Origin of the sequence: Baekduia sp. (genome assembly GCF_035685985.1) — a bacterium.
In the GTDB taxonomy this organism is placed as follows: domain Bacteria; phylum Actinomycetota; class Thermoleophilia; order Solirubrobacterales; family Solirubrobacteraceae; genus Baekduia.
The window spans coordinates 57,079-74,569 of sequence record NZ_DASRZV010000033.1; the positions used below are offsets into that span (position 1 = coordinate 57,079).

Below are 17,491 nucleotides of genomic sequence, written 5' to 3' on the forward strand. Positions count from 1 at the left end.
TCGGGTGCGTTCAGCCGCGCGAGAACGGGCGGTGATGCGCGGAGCCGAGGTCGTCCAGCACGCCGACCAGGACCGCCTCCACGCGCTCGTCGGCCAGCGACTCGCTCCGCTTCTCGACGCGCTTCTCGATCCGCGTGGCCATGATCGGCGCGACCGGCTCGGGGACGACGATCGGCTCCGGCCGCGCGGCCTTGGCCCGGCGGCCGAACAGGCGTGCCAAGAACCCTTGCCGCGGGGCCTCCGCGACGGGCTCGGGCTCCGGAGCGGGCTCCGGCTCCACCTCGTACTCGACCTCCACCTCGACCTCGACGTCCACCTCGATCGCGACCGCCTCGGCGGCGATCGTCACCTTCGTGCCCCAGCCGGAAGGCTCGAGCTCCACCGTGCCGCGTGCGGTGTCGCCCTCCCAGACGACGGTGGTCTCGGCCTCCAGGCTTGCGATGCGGATCTCGCCGAACTCGCCGAGGTGGCGCGCCAGCATGCTGACGTCGCTGATCTCGGACCAGATCTCGGGCGGGGACTTCACGAGGGTGCGCTGGGCGCGTGGCTCGGGCATCGGGGCTGGAGTTCGCGCCCTGGCTGCGCCTCCCTTCCCATCGCACACCGCCTGCAACGGTTCGCCCGAGGTACGGGTAGCCGCACCTTGAGGGTTCCCTTAGGGGGTTGCCCGATGTGCGGTCTACCACCTTCACCGACTCTTCACCGTCGCTTACGTTCTTCCCGCGGCGCCCAGCGCGGGAGCTGGTTCTCAGGTCCAGTCGCAGTTCTGCCCACCCGCAAAACCTTGGGGAGTCGTCATCGTGCAGCATCGAAGTCTCAGGATCGCGCTCGCGGCCCTGGCCACCTGTGGTCTCGCCCTGCCGGCAGCGGCATCGGCGGCGACCAAGACGGTCGCGCTCGGCCCGCCGTTGAAGAAGGCGCCTCCGGGCGTCCCGAAGGACGGCGACCTCAACCAGTTCTTCCCGTCGGGGATCTCGGTCCACGCCGGCGACTCGGTGAAGTTCCAGCCGTACAGCTTCCACCTCGTCAACTTCCCCAAGAAGGGCGAGGCACCGCCGCCGCTGGCGTCGCTGGACCCGTCGATCCCGATCACCGGCGTCAACGACGCCGCGGGCAAGCCGTTCTGGTTCAACGGCCAGGGCACGCCGGTCATCCCGGCGATCGTCGGCCTCGGCTCGGGCTCCGGCAAGGCCTATGACGGCACCCAGCCGGTGGGCTCCGGGTTCCCGACGGGCGAGGCGCCCAAGCCGTTCGTCGTCAAGTTCCCCAAGGCCGGGACCTACACGTACTACTGCGTGCTGCACCCGGGCATGAAGGGCACGGTCACGGTCGTCCCCAAGAGCAAGGCCGTTCCCTCGGCCAAGGCCGACGAGCAGCGTGTCGCCGCGCAGCTCGCCAAGGGCATCGCGGCGCTCAAGCAGCTGAACAAGGAGAAGGCGCCGGCCGACACGGTCATCGCCGGCCCGGACAAGAAGACCGCGGTCCTGCTCCGCTTCACGCCCGCCGCGCTGACGACGAAGGTCAACACGCCGATCACGCTGACGATGTCCGCGGGCACGTCCGAGGACCACACGTTCACGTTCTCCAACGACATCAAGGCCGCGATCAAGGCCGCCGACGCGACGTTCATCGGCCCGCTGCCGGGCACCGGCAAGACCGGGCCGCCGACGCTCGCGTTCGACCCGAAGTGGGCGCTCCCGAGCGATCCTCCGGGGCAGCCGGTCGTCATCGACGGCACCAACCACGGTGACGGGTTCGTCAACTCGGGGGTGCTGGACGGCGACAGCAAGACGCCGTTCCCGCAGAGCGTGAAGGTCTCGTTCTCCAAGCCCGGGACCTACTCGTTCTTCTGCGCGATCCACACGTTCATGCGAGGGAAGATCACGGTCACGCAATGAGCAGCAAGGCCGCGCGCAGGGGTGCCGCGGGCGCCGCCATCTTGGCGGCGGCCGCGGCCGCGGTCGTTCCCGCGGCCGTCGCCCAGCCCCACAAGACCAAGCCCAAGGCCAAGACCCACCAGGTCGGCGTCAACGACGACTACTACGACCCCACCAAGCTGACGCTCCACGCCGGCGACAAGGTCAAGTGGGTCTGGCACTCCAGCGGCTTCAACCTCCACGACGTCTACGTGGACTCCGGCCCCACCGACTTCCACTCCCCGACCCAGGGCGCCGGGAGCTACTCCTACACCTTCAAGAAGGCCGGCACCTACAAGCTGTACTGCAGCCAGCACCAGGCGGTCATGACGATGACGGTCGTCGTCAAGAAGGCCGCCAAGTGAGCCTGTCGCGCCGCGACCTCCTCTGCCGCCTGGGGATGGGCTCGGTGGCGGTCGCGGCGGGTGGCGGCGGGCCGACGGCGGCGACCGCCAAGGCGCCGGCCCGGGCCCGCGCCGCGCAGGCCGCGCCCTCGCCGCCCGGCGTGCGCGAGTACTGGATCGCGGCGCGCAACGTGCGCTGGTCGATCGTCCCGACCGGGCACGACGCCTGGAAGGACGGCAAGGTCAAGAACGTCAAGTACGACGCCTTGGCCTACGTCGCCTGCACGCCCAACTGGGAGCAGCCGCTGCCGCCCGCGGGCATCGGCGACAACGCCGGGATCCCCGGCCCCGTGCTGCGCGCCGGCCCCGGCGACACGCTGCGGATCCACTTCCGCAACGAGGACACCAAGTACAAGATGCCGCACACGATGCACCCGCACGGGGTGCACTACGCGCCCAACGACGACGGCACGTACATGGGGATCTACACGCGCCCGTCCGGCGCGGTGAAGCCCGGCGCGTCGTACACCTACGAGTGGACCGCGGGCGACGACTCGATCGGCGTCTGGCCCTACCACGACCACGGGCCGATGGAGATGATGTCCACCAACCTGGGCCTCTTCGGCGCGATCGTCGTCCGCCCGCGCGACGAGCCGCCGCCGGACGTCGAGCACACGATCTTCTTCCACATGTACATGCCCGCCGACATCAAGGCGCGCAAGGCGTTCAGCGCGATCAACGGCCGCGCCTACGCGGGCAACACGCCGACGCCGACGGCGCGCGTCGGCCAGGACGTCGCGTTCAACGTGCTGACGCTCGGCAGCGAGTTCCACACGTTCCACATCCACGGCCACCGCTGGCACGACGTCACCGCGTCCGACGGCTTCGGCGACGCGCCCGGGCTGCTGCCCTCACAGGGTGTGCGGATCCGCTTCCGCGAGCAGGACCCCGGCCGCTGGCTCTACCACTGCCACGTGATGACCCACATGCAGGCGGGGATGGTCGGCTACTACCTCGTCTCGCCGTAGGGCTACAACCTCGGCTTCGACGACGACGACGACGGCGCCCGCCGCGGCGCGCACGTGTGGTAGGCGCGCGTCCCGGTGACCGCGCGTCCGTCGGACGTCCGCGCGGTGATCGACACGCGGAACGTCCCCTTCGGCAGGCCGGTCAGGTTGACGGGCGCGGAGATCCGCTTGCGCGCGATCGTCCTCACGCGCTTGCCCGCGACCTTGACGACCGCGCCGACGAACGTCACGCCGCGGATCTTCTTGATGTGGATGGTGAAGCGGCGGCGCGAGACGCAGCGCTTGGCGGAGGGCAGCGTGAAGGCCTGGGCGGCGGTGATGGCCGGCGCGGCGTGGCCGGCGGCGGGCCCGGGCGTCGGCGTCGGCGTCGTGCCGGTGTGGGACGGCGTCGGCGTCGGTGTGGTCTGGGGCGGCGGGGGTGTCGTCGTGGTGGTCGTGTGGGTCGGCGCGGGCGGCGTGCCGCCGTCGTCGGGCGGCGGCGCCGTGGGCAGCGCCGGCGCCAGGCCCCAGCAGGTCAGCGACCGGTCGACGGCGATCGCGCACGCGAAGAACGTCCCGGCGACGACGCTGGTGAACCGGCCCGCCGGCGGCGACTGGACGCCGCTGCCGTCGAGGCCGAAGCATCCGAGCGTCTGGTCGACGTGGAGCCCGCACGCGTACTCCCCGCCCGCGCTGACCGTGGCCCAGTCGCTGGTGCTCGGCTGGGTCGCCACGTACTTGGCCATGCCCCAGCACGCGATCGACGCCGTCGTCGCGACGGCGCACCCGAACCCGTCGGTCGAGCCGACCGACACGAACGTCCCCGGCGGCGGCGCGGACTGCCCGACCGCGTTGCTGCCCCAGCAGGCGAGCGTCTGGTCGGTGCGCACCCCGCACGCCTCGTTGTTGCCGCGCTCGTTGACCGCCGTGAACGTCCCGGTCGGCGTGCTCGCCGCGACCTGGCCGGGCACGTCGTCGTAGCCCCAGCACGCGAGCGTCTGGTCGGTCCGGATCGCGCACGAGTCCAGGTAGCCGGCGCTGATCGCGGTGAACGTCCCGGGCGGCGGCGTCGCCTTCCCGGGCACCTGGTAGCCCCAGCAGACGAGCGTCTGGTCGGTCCGGATCGCGCACGCGTGCTCGTCGCCGGCGCTGACCGCGGTGAACGTGCCGGACGGCGGCGTCGCCTGCCCGTAGGCGTCGTTGCCCCAGCAGAACAGCGACGCGTCGCTCGCGCGCACCGCGCACACGAACGCGCGCCCCACGCCCACCGACGTGAACGTCCCGCTCGGCGAGACGACGGCCGCCGACGCCGGAGCGCACGCGGCGAGCGCGAGGACCAACGACACGACAAGACGACGGCCGGGCACGACGGACCCCCTCGGGAAAGGTTCTGGAGCGTCGCTTCTACACCCGATGGCCGGCGCGCGCGACCGGCGATCGGCTAGTCCTACGGCTTGGCGGCCATGAAGAAGATCGCGATCAGGACGAGCGCGATCAGGATCAGCCCGAAGAACGCGACGCGGCGGAAGAGCGCGTCGTACTCGGCCGACAGCTCGCCGCCGGCGGCGAGGTCGCGCCGGGCCAGCTCGGCCAGCTTGCGATCGCTGGGCGCGAAGACCATGCCGCTCAGCGCGCCGATGACGATCAGGATCAGCAGCGGCACCGACACCCAGGTCTCCGACCACACGTCGGCCTTGGAGGCCAGGTAGACCCCGGCGGCCAGCACGAGCACCATCGCCGGCGCCATCACGAAGCGCCCCAGGCGACCGGTGAGCTCGTGGATGACCGGCATCGCCTCGGGGTGCGTGCGGCGTGCCCACGGCATGAACGCGGGGAACGCGAACGCGAACCCGAACGCGACGACGACCGCCATGATGTGCACGGCCAGCACGACGCCGTAGAACGTGATCGCGAGCATGGCCTGAGCCTACATGTCGGTCAGGCGAAGGCCCTTGGCGCGGTAGAGGTCGCGATCGGCCGCGCGCAGCAGCTCCTCGGTCGAGCCCGTCCGCTCGAGATCGGCGACGCCCGCCGACGCGGTGACGCCGTGGGCGACGGCGCCGGGGAGCGCCGCGACGGCGGCCCGGACGCGCTCGGCGGTCGCCCGCGCGCCCTCGGCGGTCGTCTCCGGCAGCAGGATCGCGAACTCGTCGCCGCCGAGCCGGGCGACGACCTCGGTCGCGCGCGTCATCCGCTCCAGGCCGCGCGCGACGGCGACCAGCAGCTCGTCGCCGACCTGATGGCCATGGCGGTCGTTGACGCCCTTGAAGCCGTCGAGGTCGAGCACGGCCACCGACAGCGGATGGCCGTAGCGCGTGCAGCGCTGGGCCTCGGCGCGCAGCGCATCGTGGAACGCGCGGTGGTTGACCAGGCCGGTGAGGCCGTCGGTCGTCGCCTGGCGCACGAGCCACTCGCGCGAGCTCGCGACGCCGACGCCGAGCCCGACCAGGCCGCCGAGCCGGCTCAGCGCGCGCTCGTCCTCGGCCGAGAACGGCCCGCCGACGCGGCAGGCGACGATCAGCCCCCACGGCCGGCCCTCGGCGACGACCGCGGCGCCGAGCCCGTGGTGGCCGTCGCCGAGATCCAGCGCCCACGCGTCGCCGCCCGCGCCGTCGGCGCGCAGGCCGGGGGCGAGGCGGGCGATCGCCAGCTCCAGGCGGTCGTCGGAGCCGGGCGCGCGCCACGTGCCGACCATGCGCGCGCCGGGACCGGCGCCGAGCATCGCGATCCCGCCCGCGTCGGCGCCCAGCAGGTGCGCGGCCTCGCGGCAGACGGCCTCGTAGAGCTCGTCGCGCCCGAGGCCGGCCGCGATCGCGGTCGCGACGTTGCCGATCGCCTCGTGCTCGCGCGCCAGCCGCCGCGTGTCGCTGACGTCGCGGCGGATGCAGGCCAGGCCGAGCGGTCGGCCGGTCGTCGGGTGCAGGATCCGGTAGGTGGTCGCCTCGACCGGCAGCGGGCGCCGCGTGCGGTCGATCGACAGCAGGACGCTGGCGCCCGACCAGCGCCCGTCGCGCTCGACGGTCGGGCGCTCCGCGTTGAGGTGGTCGACCCGCGCCTCGTCGCCGACGAGCTCCAGGTAGGGGACGCCGACCATCGTCTCGGCCGTCAGGCCGGTCATCGCCAGGCCCGCGGAGTTCATCCAGCGCACGCGCCAGTCGGGGTCCAGCAGCGCGATCGCCGAGCCGGACGCCTCGACCACGCCACGGAAGCGCGCCATGTCCTCGGCGAACTGGTGCTCGGCGGTGACGTCGGCGACGACGCCGTCGACGTAGGTCGTGTCGCGCTCGACGCGGATGCGCGTGCGCGAGCGCACCCATCGCACCTGCCCGTCCAGGCCGACCATCCGGTACTCCAGCGCGCTGGGCTCGCCGCGCAGCGTCCCGCGCATCCCGGCCTCGACGCGCGGCCAGTCCTCGGGGTGGATCGCGGCGGTCCACGCCTGCTCGACGCTCTCGCCGGGCGGGACGGTCCCGCCGATCAGGCGCTCGACGCCCGGGCTGGCGTAGATCACCGGCGCCGTGCCGTCGGGCGCCAGCCGGCGGCGGAACAGGAACTCCTCGACGGACTCGGCGATCAGCTCGACCCGCTCGCGCGCCCGGATCTCGCGCGAGACGTCGGTCAGCGTGACCAGCGTGTCGCCGTCCGGGCCGGCGCGCTCGCGGACGCGCACGTGCGACGGCGCGTTCGCCGGCTGGGCCACGACGTCGCCGGCCCGGACGCCCAGCAGCGCTCGCCCGGCCCGGTTGGCCGCGACGACCCGCCGGTGGGCGTCCAGGAGCACCGCGCCCTCGTCCTGCGCGTCCCAGACCCAATCAGGCAGGCTCCGTCCTGGTCCTTCCACAGCTCTCTCCGACGGACGGTGTACCCGGAAGCACACCGTCCGTGTCGGGAACCTGGGCGGCGCGCGGGGCGCGCCGCCCCGTCAGAACTTCGGCTGGTACTTGCCGAAGACGTCCTGCATGGCGCCGCAGACCTCGCCGAGCGAGGCGCGGTCGCGCAGGGCGTCCTTGATGTAGGGCAGGACGTTGTCGGTGCCCTGGGCCGCGTTGCGCAGGCGCTCCAGCTGGGCGTCGACCTGCTGCTGGTCGCGGTTCTCCTTGAACGCCTTGAGGCGCGCGACCTGCTGGTTCTCGGACTCGGGGTCCACGCGGAGGAGGTCCGGGACCTCGATCTCGTCCTCCTCGTACTTGTTGACGCCGACGACGATGTCCTGGCCGAGGCGGTAGCGCTCCTGGTAGCCCCAGGCCGACTCGTCGATCTCGCCGGTGATGAACTCGATCGCGTTGACGCTGCCGCCCAGCTCGTCGACCTTGGCGATCAGCTCGGTCGCGCGCGACTCGATCTCCTCGGTCAGCGCCTCGATGAAGTAGGAGCCCGCGAACGGGTCCACCGTGTCGGTCGCGCCCGACTCGTGGGCGATGACCTGCTGGGTGCGGACCGCGATCTTGGCGGCGCGCTCGGTCGGGAGCGCCAGCGCCTCGTCGTAGCCGTTGGTGTGCAGCGACTGCGTGCCGCCGCAGACCGCGGCGAAGCCCTGCAGCGCCACGCGCGCGATGTTGTTCTCCGGCTGCTGGGCGGTCAGCGTCACGCCGCCGGTCTGCGTGTGGAAGCGCAGCATCATGGACTTGGGGTTCTGGGCCCCGAAGCGGTCGCGCATGATGTGCGCCCACATCCGCCGGGCGGCGCGGAACTTCGCGACCTCCTGGAAGACGTTGTTGTGGCCGTTGAAGAAGAAGGCCAGGCGCGGGGCGAAGTCGTCGACGGCCAGGCCCGCGTCGACCGCGGCCTGCACGTAGGCGATGCCGGAGGACAGCGTGAACGCGACCTCCTGGACGGCCGAGCAGCCCTTCTCGCGGAAGTGGTAGCCGGAGATCGACACCGTGTTCCACTTCGGGATGTTCTCCTTGCAGTAGGCGAACAGGTCCGTCGTGAGGCGCATCGTCGGGCCGGGCGGGTAGATGTAGTTGCCGCGCGCGATGTACTCCTTGAGCACGTCGTTCTGCGTGGTGCCGCGCAGCAGCTTGGACTCGACGCCCTGCTCCTCGCCGACCAGCTCGTACAGCAGCATCAGGCAGGCGGCCGGCGCGTTGATCGTCATCGACGTCGACACCTGGTCCAGCGGGATGCCGTCGAACGCGGTGCGCATGTCGTCGATCGTGTCGATCGCGACGCCGGTGCGGCCGACCTCGCCCAGGCAGCGCGGGTTGTCGCTGTCGAGGCCGAGCTGCGTCGGCAGGTCGAAGGCCATCGACAGGCCCGTGCCGCCCTTGGACAGCAGGTAGCGGTAGCGCTCGTTGGACTCCTTGGCCGACGCGTAGCCCGCGTACTGGCGCATCGTCCAGAACTGCTTGCGGTACATCTCGCGGTGCGGGCCGCGGATGTACGGGAACTCGCCGGGCTCGCCCAGCTCCAGGTCGGCCGGGACGTCGGCCGCCGTGTAGAGGGGCTTGATCTCGATGCCGGAGTCGGTGAAGTGCCTCGGATCGTCGGGGCCGACGATCGGCGCGACGGTGAGGCGCTCCTCAGCAGGGGTCGTGGCCATGCCCCGAACTTTACGGACCGGTAGCCCGATCGGGTGCCACGACCCCCGGCTGGGTGGGCTCAGCAGACCTTGACCGTGGTCGTGATCGACTTCGTCGGCGACCTGCCCTTGGAGACCTTGACGTAGGCCCGGGCACGGACCGTGACCGTTGAGCCGGACTTCGTCCCGGCCGTGATCGTCAGCGTCTGCGTGAACGGCGCCTTGGTGTCGACCTTGACCCGCTTGGCGCCGACGTAGAAGTCGGCGCGGCGCACCTTGACGAAGCGGTTGCCCTTGCGCTTCTGCTTCTTCCAGGTGAGCGTGACCCGGAACGTCGCCCCGGGGGCCACGCACGCGCGCGGCACGCCGAGCGAGAGCTTCGCGCCGGGGACCGAGGCCGTCGTCGTCCGGGTGGACGTGGCCGGCGTCGGGTTCGGGGTCGGGGTCGGGGCCGGGCCCTTGATCGGCGCGCTCACGGTCACCGTCGTCCCGGCGGTCGCGCGGTTGCCCGCCAGGTCCTCGAAGGTGGCCGTGACGGGGTAGACGCCGGCCGCGGAGAAGGTGAACGTCGCCGCGCCGCCGACGGCGTTGGGCACGAAGGCGGGGGCGGGCACGCCGGGCGCCGTCCACACGGTGGCCGCCGGCGCGAGGCCGCTGCCGCCCGCGTCGTCGCCCGCGACGAGCGTGAGCGTGACCGGGACGCCCGCCGTCGCGGTCGTCGGCCCGGTCACCGTGCCCGCGGGCGGGACGACGTCCGGGATCTGCGCGGCCCGGTCGGTCTGGATCAGCGCGCCGCCGGCGCCGCCGACGACCGCGTGCGCGCCCTCGCGCTTGGACACCGACAGCCAGTCGGTGGTGGAGAGCGCGCCGTCGGCGCGCTGGAAGTAGACGTCGCGCGTGTCGTTGGCGATCAGGATCGCGCCGTCGTTGCCGACGGCCATCGCCGAGCCGCCGGCGATCGCCACGTCGTTGAGGCCGCGCAGCGCGTCGGGGTCGCCGGCGAAGTAGCGGTGCGACAGGTCCCAGCTGGTGCCGCCGTCGGTCGTCGTGCCGAGCTGGAGCGCGCCGTCGCAGCGGTCGACCATGAACGCGCGGTTGGGGTTGTCGACGTCGAGCGCCAGCCGCGGGCGGTGGTCGAAGCAGTTGACGGCGCTGGCGGTGGCACGGCGCGGGGCGGGCGTCGCCAGGGCGTCCGTGGTGACGGACGTCGCGCCGAACGAGTCGTCGACGAACCAGGCGACGCCGGAGCCGGGGACGGTGGCGACGTCGGTGAGGAGCTTCCCGTGGGTGTTCACGCGGCAGCTGCCGTCGTTCTGGCGGCCGGCGTCGGCCCAGGTCGCCCCGCCGTCGACGGTCTTCAGCACGACGCCTTGGTCGGCGGCCACGACGTAGGCCACCGTGTCGCTCGCCCAGGCGACCGCGTTGAGGTTGCCCGTGATCGGGAGGCTCTTGGGCCCGGTCGACGCGCACGGCGTCGGCTGGGCGTAGGTCGTGGGCAGCGTCATCGTCGTCCAGCTGTCGCCGTGGTTGGTGGTCCGCAGCAGCAGGCCGTTGGACGCGGCCGCCAGGCCGATCGACCCGGACGGGTTGAGCGCGATGTCGTTGATCGAGCGGCCCGCGAACGTGGCGCGGACGGCGCCGTTCTCGAGCAGCTGCCCGGAGGCGGTGCCGTAGAGCAGGACGTCCTGACGGACGTCGTCGACGGCGGTGATGTCGGCGGTCGTGCCGGAGGCGATCGGCGACCAGATGCCCGCGACGGCCGGGGCCGCGGGGGCGAGCAGGGCGAGGGCGGCGGCCGCGCCCAGCGCGGCGGATCGTGGCGTTCGCATGCTCGCGCAACGGGGCAGGCGCCCGTCGCTTACGCGCGAAGGCCCGTACTGTTTCGCTGGTGAAGGTCAGCGTCCGGTTGTTCGCGGGCCTGCGGGAGCGGGCCGGGAGGGACGAGCTGGTGCTCGACCTGCCCGAGGGCGCGCGCGTCGCCGACGCGCTGGCCGCCGTCCAGCACCTGGCGCCCGGCACGTCGCTGGTGCTCGCCGTCAACCGCGAGTACGCCGATCCGGACGTGGAGCTGGCGCCGGGCGACGAGCTGGCGGTCGTCCCGCCGGTCAGCGGCGGCGCGGTCGTCGACGGTCCGCTGTCGCTGGACGCGGTGGCCGAGCGCGTGCGCGATCCGCGGGCGGGGGCGATCGTGACGTTCAGCGGGACCACGCGCGACGTCGCGTTCCTGGACTACGAGGCCTACGCGGAGATGGCCGCCGAGAGGATCGACGCGATCGTCGCCGAGGCGATCGAGCGCCACGGGCTCTGCCGCGCGGCGGCCGACCACCGGTACGGGCGCGTGGCGTTGGGCGAGGCGTCGGTGGTCGTGGCCGCCAGCGCACCGCACCGGCCCGAGGCGTTCGCGGGCGCTCGCGAGATCATCGACCGCATCAAGGCCGAGGCGCCGATCTGGAAGCGCGAGGAGGGCGCGTGGGCGGAGGGCGCGGTGCCGGGCGCGCCGGAGACCCCGGACGCTCCGGCGGATCCCGAGGCCGAGCGGCCGCTCGGCGGCCGCGTCCTGGACGTCGCGATCGACGCGCGCCTGGAGCACGGCGGGCACGTGCTGGTCGTCCACGGCGTGGCCGAGGCCGAGGCGCGCGTCGGCTGGCTGGGCGGGCGCTTCCACCAGCTGCGCTGCGTCGAGGCGCTGGACCCGGCGCCCGTGCGCGGCGACGTCGTCGAGGTCCGCCGCCTGGGCGACGACGAGCTGCTCGGCGAGGCCACCGTCCTGGACGGCGCCGCGCGCCGCCACGGGCCGACCAACGACGCGCTCGTCCGCCTCGTCGCGCTGGAGCGCGGCGAGGAGCCGCGCGACGACGCGGCGATCGCGCCGCCGCCGCTGGACGCCGAGGCGCTCGCGCTGGAGCGCCGCTACGCCGAGGCCGGGACGCGGCCGCCCCACGACGTCGACCTGACGCCCGACGAGCGCGCCGCCCTGTTCGCGCTGCGCGAGGCCGGGCGCGTCGTGCTGCTGGAGCGCGGGCGCCACGTGCACGTGGACTTCGCGGCCTAGAGGCCCGGCCCGACGACCGGCGGCTAGGCTCTCACGCATGGCTACCTGTCTGGTCACCGGCGGCGCCGGCTTCCTGGGCTCGCACCTGTGCGACGAGCTGCTGCGCCGAGGCAACCGCGTCATCTGCGTGGACAACCTCGAGACCGGCACGCTGCGGAACATCGAGCACATCCGGGTCCCCGAGTTCACGCTGCTGCACACCGACATCGTGTCGCCGTACTTCGTCGACGAGCCCGTCGACTTCGTCTACCACCTCGCCTCGCCCGCCTCGCCGATCGACTACCTGCGCCTGCCGCTGGCGACGCTGAAGGTCGGCTCGCACGGCACGCACCACTCGCTCGGCCTGGCCAAGGCGCACCGCGCGCGCTTCCTGCTGGCCTCGACCTCCGAGGTCTACGGCGACCCGCAGGTCCACCCGCAGCCCGAGAGCTACTGGGGCCACGTCAACCCGATCGGCCCGCGCGGCGTCTACGACGAGGCCAAGCGCTACGCCGAGGCGCTGACGATGGCCTACCACCGCCAGCAGGGCGTGGACACGGCGATCATCCGCATCTTCAACACCTACGGCACGCGCATGCGCCCGCACGACGGCCGCGCGATCCCGACGTTCCTGCGCCAGGCGCTGTCGGGCAAGCCGATCACGGTCTTCGGCGAGGGCAAGCAGACCCGCTCGTTCACCTACGTCGACGACCTGATCCGCGGCATGATCGCGCTGGCCGAGTCCGGCTACCACGACCCGGTCAACGTCGGCAACCCCAACGAGTTCACGCTGCTGGAGCTGGCCGAGACGGTCATCGAGCTCACGGGCTCCTCGTCGGAGATCGTCCACGAGGCGCTGCCGACCGACGACCCGCAGATCCGCCAGCCGGAGATCGCGCTGGCCAAGGAGATCCTGGGCTGGGAGCCCGAGGTGCAGCTCCGCGAAGGCCTGCAGCGGACGCTCGACGAATCGGGCGTCGACGTGCTCGTCGGCGCCGCACGCTAGCGTCTAACGGCCGTCGGAGCGGGCCGATCCCGCTTCTTGGCGCGCCTTGAAACGTATTTCGCATGCCGAACCCGCGACATCTGCCACCCTCGTCCGTTGAGGAACGGCAGATGCCCGATGTCAACCCCGCGAAGCTCGGAGGCGGCCTGGAGCTCCCGGCCTTCGACGTGCTGCCCGATCGGGACATGCGCGCCAAGCGGCCGCCGCTGCTCTCGTTCCTGCTGCGGTGGTCGACGCTGCGGCGCGGGGCGCGGGTCGTCTCGCTGCTGGCGCTGGACCTCGGCGCGATCGTCCTGGCGATCTTCACCGCGCTGTGCCTGAAGGCCGTCGCGCGCGACGCCTGGGAGCCGCACGTCTCCTGGGAGCAGGCCAAGGACTACGTGCCGTTCGCGTTCTTGGTCGCGTCGCTGCTGTTCGCGCGGTCGGGCCTGTACGCGGAGCGCGCGCAGCGCCCCGGGTTGACGCGGATCGTCGCGTCGCTGTTCCAGACGACGCTCGTCGCGCTGATCTTCGCCGTGGTCAACGGCGAGGAGTTCTCCTCCTACTACATCTTCTACGGCACGCTGTTCTTCGCGGTGGCCTACGTCTCCACGGCGCGCTACGCCTACGAGCAGGCCACCGGCTGGATGCTGCGCAGCGCCGGCTACAAGCGCCGCGCGGTGCTGGTCGGCACCGGCGAGCAGATCGAGGACGTCGCGCACGCCCTGCTGGCGGCGGGCGGCAACGCGCCGGTCAACGTCGTCGGGTTCGTGTCGCTGACGCCGCGCCCCGACAACGGGCTGCGGTCGCTCGGCGGGCTGGAGGACATCGGCGACATCGTCGAGGGCCACAAGGTCGACGAGGTCATCATCGCCGACCCCGCGTTCCCGCAGCAGCGGGCGCTGGAGCTCGTCGACACCTGCCACCAGCGCGGCGTCGTGGTGCGGATCGCGCCGTCGACGATGGAGATCCTCATCCACCGCGCGGAGTTCGTGCCGGGCCAGTCGGTCCCGCTGTTCGAGCTCAAGCCGCCGGTCTTCGACGGCATCGACTTCGCGGTCAAGCGCTCGTTCGACCTCGCGGTGGCGAGCCTCCTGCTGGCGCTGCTGTCGCCGCTGCTGGCGCTGTGCGCGGCGCTGGTGAAGTTCACCTCGCGCGGGCCGGTCTTCTACCAGTCGTGGCGTCCGGGCATCGGCGGCGCGCCGTTCCCGTGCCTGAAGTTCCGCACGATGTACGCCGACGCCGACCGTCGCCAGGCCGAGCTGGAGGAGCACAACGAGGCCAGCGGCGCGCTGTTCAAGATGCGCCACGACCCGCGCGTGACGAAGGTCGGCCGCGTGCTGCGCCGCTTCTCGATCGACGAGCTGCCGCAGCTCATCAACGTCCTGCGCGGCGACATGTCGCTGGTCGGGCCGCGCCCGCTGCCCCAGCGCGACTTCGACCGCCTCGAGGAGTGGCACAAGAAGCGCTACCTCGTGCTGCCGGGCATCACCGGCCTCTGGCAGGTCTCCGGCCGCTCGGACCTCGACTTCGACGACCTCGTCCGCCTCGACTTCCTCTACCTCGAGCGCTGGTCGGTCTTCCTCGACCTCTCGATCCTGATGAAGACCGTGCCCGCCGTGTTCACACGGCGCGGGGCGTTCTGAGGGCCGCCTAGCTCTCCAAGAGCGACTGTCCGGCGTAGCCGCCGGGCTTGATCCCGCCCGGGATCGCCCAGAGGCCGGAGCCGACGTGCTTTATGTACTCGTTGAGCGAGTCGTGGGCGCCGAGGCGGTTCTGCAGCGCGACGAACGCGCTGGGGTCGCGCATGTAGGCCAGGAAGAACAGGCCGGCGTCGAGCTGGCCGAGGGACTCGAGGCCGTCGGTGAACGAGTAGCCGCGGCGCAGGATCTGGATGCCGCCGTTGGTGTCCGGGTGGGCGAGGCGGACGTGGGAGTCCAGCGGCAGCGCGCGCGGCTCGAAGGCCTGGAACTCGTCGTTGCCGCCCAGCGGCGCGCCGATGACCTTCGTGCGCCCGATCGTCTGCTCCTGGTCCTTCAGCGACGCGCGGTCCCAGACCTCGATCAGCATGCGGATGCGGCGCGCCACCAGGTAGGACCCGTCCTTCAGCCACGCGGGCTCGTCGGGGCGGTCGCCGCCGACCCAGACGTACCGGTCCAGCGCGGCGCGGTCCTCGAGCTTGATGTTCGCGGTGCCGTCCTTGAAGCCCAGCAGGTTGCGCGGCGTCGCCTGCGCGCGCGAGGTCGTCGACGTGCGCCCGAAGCCGAGCTGCGACCAGCGGACGGTGACCAGGCCGCGGCCGATGCGCGCGAGGTTGCGGATCGCGTGGAAGGCGACCTGGGGGTCGTCGGCGCAGGCCTGGACGCAGAGGTCGCCGTCGGAGCGGTCGTGGTCCAGCGCGTCGCCGGGCAGGTCGGGCAGCCGCGTGAGCTTCTTGGGCCGCTTGGCGGCCAGGCCGAAGCGGTCGTCGAACAGCGAGGCGCCGAAGCCGAAGGTGACGGTCAGGTTGGCGGGCGTGAGGTCCAGCGCCTCGCCCGTGTCGTCGGGCGGGGCCAGCGGCGCGCCCGCGGCGCCGGTGCCGATCGGCCTGCCGCCGGCCATCGTCGCCGAGGCCTGCGTCCACTGCTTCAGCAGGTCGCGCAGCTCGGCGGCGGTGACGCCCTCGGTGACGTCGAAGGCGGCGAAGTGCAGGCGGTCCTGGGCGGGCGTGGCGATGCCGGCCTGGTGGTCGCCGTGGAAGTCGACGACGTGCGACCCGGACCCGGGCCTGCCGTCGTCGCCGGTGTCCTGGCCAGCCGCGTAGCCGACGCCGGCCGCGGCGGCGGCCGCGGCGGTCGCGCCGCCGGTGGCGAGGAATGCGCGTCGGGTGAAAGCCATGGGTTCGAGCGCCCGAAGTTAGGGCGGCCGAACATGTTAGGGCCTAACGGTCATCAGGAAGATCATCAGGATCACGAGCGCGCCAAGGGCGGTCTCGGTGACCAGGTAGCGGCGGTAGACGCGGTCGTACTCGGCGCCGAAGCCGGCGGCCGCGAGGGTCGCGAGCTTGGCGGTGTCGCGGACGATCAGCCCGCCGGCGGCGCCGATGATCGCGATCGCCGTGAGGCCCGCCTGCACGTAGGCCCGGTCCCACTGGTGCTCCTTGGTCGCCAGGTAGACGCCGAAGACCAGCAGCAGGCCCGTGAACGGCCCGGTCAGCCAGACGCTGAAGCGGTGCTGGGCGTCGTGGACGCCGGGCAGCGTGCCCGGGTGGTGGCGGCGCAGGTAGGGGATGAGCAACGGGTAGGCGAGCGGCAGCCCGTAGGCGGCGAAGGCCGAGGCGATGTGCGCGGCCTTGACGACCTCCGGGCCGGTCACCCCGTCACCGCGTCGATCTCGGCGAGGCGCTCGTCGAAGGCCGCGACCTTCTGGGTGTCCTCGTAGACCTCCTCGGCCACGACGCGGCCCCAGCGCGTGCGCAGGACGATCACCGCGCGGTTCTCGTAGATCCGCTCGCCGGTGCGCGGGTCGTGGGCGTGGTCGACGAACTCGATCGCGACGCGGGTCGCCCACGGCGGGCCGTCGAGGAAGATCGCGCCCAGCTCGCCGCGCAGGCCCGCGTCCAGGAAGCGACGCAGGAAGCCCGCGATCTCGTCGCGGCCGCGGTAGGCGCGCGCCCACGAGTGCTCGCCGGGGAACGTCAGCACCGCGTCGGGGTGGTAGAGCGCCAGCAGCGGCCCGGGGTCGCCGGCCATCAGCGCCTTGACGTTGCGTCGCAGCAGCGCGCGCGTGGCGCCCGTGTACGCCGCGCGGGCGGCCGCCGCGCCGATCGCGCCCGCCGCCACCTTCGTCCATCCCGACATCGGTCGTCCTCCGGATTAGGTAGATCGCTCTAGCGGGATCGTACGCTACGCTCGACACGGATGTCGAACCCCACGCGACAGCGGATCGTCGAGGCCGGCGCGGAGCTGCTGCGCGTCAAGGGCTACACCGGCACCGGGGTCAAGGAGATCGTCGCCGCCGCGCAGGCGCCGTTCGGCTCCCTGTACCACCACTTCCCGGGCGGCAAGGAGCAGCTCGGCGAGGAGGTCATCCGCTGGTCGGGCAAGATGTACGGGATGCTCGGGCCCGCGGTCTTCGACCCGGCGCCCGACGTCGTCGCCGGCGTGCGCGACTTCTTCGCGGGCGCGGCCGAGCACCTGGAGGAGACCGGCTGGCGCGACGCGTGCCCGATCGCGACCGTCGCCCTGGAAGTCGCCTCGACGTCCGAGCCGCTGCGCCGTGCCACCGCCGACGTCTTCACGGCGTGGATCGACGGCCTCGCGCCGCGCTTCGCCGCCGCCGGCGTGCCGGACGAGCGCGCCCGCGAGTTGGCGATCGCGATGATCGCCGGGCTGGAGGGCGCGTTCGTGCTGGCGCGGGCGTGGCGCTCCAGAGAGCCGCTGCTGGTCGCCGGCGAGGTCGCGGCGCGCGCGGTGCGGGACGCCGTAGACGCCGCCACGTGAGCAGCAGGGCGATGGCCAGCAGTCCGACGATCCCGAGGATCGAGATCACCCGTCCGGCGACGATCGGGGTCGAACGCGCGGCGCGGACCACGATCGTGTGGCTCTGACCGGTCGCGTCCCGGGGGATCCGCAACGCGAGATACCAGCGCTGCTGCCAGCCTGGGTTGTCGGGCGGGACCATCCAGCGGCCGAGGACGTCCGCGCCT

16 protein-coding genes are annotated in these 17,491 nt (G+C 72.7%); 7 read left to right on the forward strand and 9 right to left on the reverse strand.

Annotated features, from left to right (window positions below; genetic code table 11):
- Positions 1 to 10 precede the first annotated feature (10 nt).
- Entirely contained in the window at positions 11 to 556 is a 546-nt protein-coding gene (locus VFG42_RS21780) for a hypothetical protein (protein ID WP_324910918.1), read from the reverse strand.
- A 244-nt stretch (positions 557 to 800) separates the two neighbouring features.
- Here VFG42_RS21780 and VFG42_RS21785 point away from each other — a divergent pair, with 244 nt between their 5' ends.
- The 3 genes from VFG42_RS21785 to VFG42_RS21795 are packed head-to-tail and all read left to right on the forward strand — an operon-like array spanning position 801 to position 3,288.
- Positions 801 to 1,898, forward strand: coding sequence for a hypothetical protein (locus tag VFG42_RS21785; protein WP_324910919.1), 1,098 nt, complete (start codon positions 801 to 803; stop codon positions 1,896 to 1,898).
- Positions 1,895 to 2,281 carry a cupredoxin domain-containing protein gene (locus VFG42_RS21790; RefSeq protein WP_324910920.1) on the forward strand — a complete coding sequence of 129 codons (387 nt, stop codon included), beginning with the start codon at positions 1,895 to 1,897 and terminating at the stop codon, positions 2,279 to 2,281. The genes VFG42_RS21785 and VFG42_RS21790 overlap by 4 nt, the downstream gene beginning before the upstream one ends.
- Positions 2,278 to 3,288: a multicopper oxidase domain-containing protein gene (locus tag VFG42_RS21795; protein ID WP_324910921.1), complete on the forward strand. Its 1,011-nt coding sequence runs from the start codon at positions 2,278 to 2,280 to the stop codon at positions 3,286 to 3,288. Before VFG42_RS21790 ends, VFG42_RS21795 begins: the two co-directional genes overlap by 4 nt.
- A 2-nt stretch (positions 3,289 to 3,290) precedes the next feature.
- Here VFG42_RS21795 and VFG42_RS21800 read toward each other — a convergent pair whose 3' ends face one another.
- The 5 genes from VFG42_RS21800 to VFG42_RS21820 all read right to left on the reverse strand — a co-directional run bounded on the left by VFG42_RS21800 (position 3,291) and on the right by VFG42_RS21820 (position 10,617).
- Positions 3,291 to 4,613 carry an RCC1 domain-containing protein gene (locus tag VFG42_RS21800; RefSeq protein ID WP_324910922.1) on the reverse strand — a complete coding sequence of 441 codons (1,323 nt, stop codon included), beginning with the start codon at positions 4,611 to 4,613 and terminating at the stop codon, positions 3,291 to 3,293.
- 101 nt (positions 4,614 to 4,714) lie between these two features.
- Positions 4,715 to 5,185 (reverse strand): DUF2269 family protein, encoded by a 471-nt coding sequence (locus tag VFG42_RS21805; RefSeq protein ID WP_324910923.1) that lies wholly within the window; start codon positions 5,183 to 5,185, stop codon positions 4,715 to 4,717.
- 9 nt (positions 5,186 to 5,194) lie between these two features.
- Positions 5,195 to 7,048 carry a diguanylate cyclase gene (locus VFG42_RS21810; RefSeq protein ID WP_324910924.1) on the reverse strand — a complete coding sequence of 618 codons (1,854 nt, stop codon included), beginning with the start codon at positions 7,046 to 7,048 and terminating at the stop codon, positions 5,195 to 5,197.
- Positions 7,049 to 7,189: 141 nt separating this feature from the next.
- Positions 7,190 to 8,809, reverse strand: coding sequence for an acyl-CoA mutase large subunit family protein (locus VFG42_RS21815; RefSeq protein WP_324910925.1), 1,620 nt, complete (start codon positions 8,807 to 8,809; stop codon positions 7,190 to 7,192).
- Between the two features lie 59 nt (positions 8,810 to 8,868).
- Positions 8,869 to 10,617: a hypothetical protein gene (locus tag VFG42_RS21820; protein ID WP_324910926.1), complete on the reverse strand. Its 1,749-nt coding sequence runs from the start codon at positions 10,615 to 10,617 to the stop codon at positions 8,869 to 8,871.
- Positions 10,618 to 10,676: 59 nt separating this feature from the next.
- Between VFG42_RS21820 and VFG42_RS21825 the strand changes: the two genes are divergently transcribed.
- The 3 genes from VFG42_RS21825 to VFG42_RS21835 all read left to right on the forward strand — a co-directional run bounded on the left by VFG42_RS21825 (position 10,677) and on the right by VFG42_RS21835 (position 14,450).
- Complete coding sequence (locus tag VFG42_RS21825; protein WP_324910929.1) at positions 10,677 to 11,840, forward strand: molybdenum cofactor biosynthesis protein; 1,164 nt, start codon at positions 10,677 to 10,679, stop codon at positions 11,838 to 11,840.
- A gap of 37 nt (positions 11,841 to 11,877) precedes the next feature.
- The gene (locus VFG42_RS21830; RefSeq protein ID WP_324910930.1) at positions 11,878 to 12,825 is read left to right on the forward strand and encodes a UDP-glucuronic acid decarboxylase family protein; all 948 of its coding nucleotides are present in this window, start codon (positions 11,878 to 11,880) and stop codon (positions 12,823 to 12,825) included.
- 110 nt (positions 12,826 to 12,935) lie between these two features.
- Positions 12,936 to 14,450, forward strand: coding sequence for a sugar transferase (locus VFG42_RS21835; RefSeq protein WP_324910931.1), 1,515 nt, complete (start codon positions 12,936 to 12,938; stop codon positions 14,448 to 14,450).
- Between the two features lie 7 nt (positions 14,451 to 14,457).
- Here VFG42_RS21835 and efeB read toward each other — a convergent pair whose 3' ends face one another.
- The 3 genes from efeB to VFG42_RS21850 are packed head-to-tail and all read right to left on the reverse strand — an operon-like array spanning position 14,458 to position 16,643.
- Entirely contained in the window at positions 14,458 to 15,681 is a 1,224-nt protein-coding gene (efeB, locus tag VFG42_RS21840) for an iron uptake transporter deferrochelatase/peroxidase subunit (protein WP_324910932.1), read from the reverse strand.
- A gap of 36 nt (positions 15,682 to 15,717) precedes the next feature.
- Positions 15,718 to 16,158: a hypothetical protein gene (locus VFG42_RS21845; RefSeq protein WP_324910933.1), complete on the reverse strand. Its 441-nt coding sequence runs from the start codon at positions 16,156 to 16,158 to the stop codon at positions 15,718 to 15,720.
- The gene (locus VFG42_RS21850; RefSeq protein WP_324910934.1) at positions 16,155 to 16,643 is read right to left on the reverse strand and encodes a nuclear transport factor 2 family protein; all 489 of its coding nucleotides are present in this window, start codon (positions 16,641 to 16,643) and stop codon (positions 16,155 to 16,157) included. The genes VFG42_RS21845 and VFG42_RS21850 overlap by 4 nt, the downstream gene beginning before the upstream one ends.
- Before the next feature lie 60 nt (positions 16,644 to 16,703).
- On the opposite strand from VFG42_RS21850, the gene VFG42_RS21855 reads away from it, so the two are divergent.
- Positions 16,704 to 17,285 (forward strand): TetR/AcrR family transcriptional regulator, encoded by a 582-nt coding sequence (locus VFG42_RS21855; RefSeq protein WP_324910935.1) that lies wholly within the window; start codon positions 16,704 to 16,706, stop codon positions 17,283 to 17,285.
- Positions 17,286 to 17,491: the final 206 nt, after the last annotated feature.